Here is a 1,382-nt window from a genome sequence, read left to right on the forward strand (position 1 = left end):
CCGCGCTTGAGCACCACGAAGGCGCACACCGCCTCGCCCGTCACGTCGTCGGGCCGCCCCACCACCGCGGCCTCGGCCACCAGGTCGGTCTTGGACACCAGCGCCGATTCGATCTCCATCGTGCCCAGGCGGTGGCCCGAGACGTTCAGCACGTCGTCGATGCGCCCGGTGATGCGGAAGTAGCCGCGGTCCGCACTGCGCACCGCGCCGTCGCCGGCCAGGTAGATGGTGCCGCCCATCTCCTCGGGGAAGTAGCTCTTCCTGAAGCGCTCGGGGTCGTTCCAGATGGTGCGGATCATCGAGGGCCAGGGCCGCTTGATGACCAGCATGCCGCCCGCGCCATGGGGCAGCTCCTTGCCGGTCTCGTCCACGATGGCCGCCGCGATGCCCGGCAGCGCCAAGGTGCACGAGCCCGGCACCAGTGGCGTGGCGCCCGGCAGCGGCGTGATGACGTGGCCGCCGGTCTCGGTCTGCCAGAAGGTGTCGACGATCGGACATTTCTCATGGCCGATGTTCCGGTGGTACCACATCCAGGCCTCGGGGTTGATGGGCTCGCCCACCGAGCCGAGGATGCGCAGGCTGTCCAGGTTCCAGTTCTTCGGGTGCACCTTCTCGTCCGATTCGGCCGCCTTGATGAGCGAGCGGATGGCGGTGGGGGCGGTGTAGAAGACGCTGACCTGGTGTTTCTCGATCATCTGCCAGAAGCGCCCGGCATGCGGGAAGGTGGGGATGCCCTCGAACACGACCTGGGTGGCGCCGGCGGCCAGCGGCCCGTAGGCGACGTAGGTGTGGCCGGTGATCCAGCCGATGTCGGCGGTGCACCAGAAGACGTCCTCGGGCCGGATGTCGAAGGTCCAGTCCATGGTGAGCCGGGCCCACAGCAGGTAGCCGCCGGTGGCGTGCTGCACGCCCTTGGGCTTGCCGGTGGAGCCGGAGGTGTAGAGGATGAAGAGCGGGTGCTCGGCGTTCACCGGCACGGGCGGGCACTCGGTGCTCTGGCCGGCCAGCGCCTCGGCGAAGCTCTGGTCGCGGCCTTCGACGCGGCTCCAGGCGCTGGGAGTGCGCTCGTAGACGAAGACGGTGCGGATCGATTCGCAGCCGCCCAGCGCGATGCCGTCGTCGACGATGGCTTTGAGGGGCAGCTCCTTGCCGCCGCGCAGCTGGTAGTTGGCGGTGATGACGGCCACGGCGCCGGCGTCGATGATGCGCTCCTGCAGGGCCTTGGCGGAGAAGCCGCCGAACACCACGCTGTGGGTGGCGCCGATGCGCGCGCAGGCCTGCATGGCGACCACGCCCTCGATGGTCATGGGCATGTAGATGATGACGCGGTCGCCCTTTTGGATGCCGGCGGCCTTCAGGGCGTTGGCGAACTGGCTCACGCG

General features: G+C 69.2%; 1 protein-coding gene. It reads right to left on the reverse strand.

All coding sequences use genetic code 11. The features are described from left to right. Positions 1 to 1,382, reverse strand: a 1,382-nt coding sequence (locus EJO66_RS32420; protein ID WP_125967291.1) for an acetate--CoA ligase, incomplete at both ends; no start/stop codon positions are given.

It is taken from the genome of Variovorax beijingensis, from assembly GCF_003951285.1.
GTDB classification, from domain to species: domain Bacteria; phylum Pseudomonadota; class Gammaproteobacteria; order Burkholderiales; family Burkholderiaceae_C; genus Variovorax; species Variovorax beijingensis.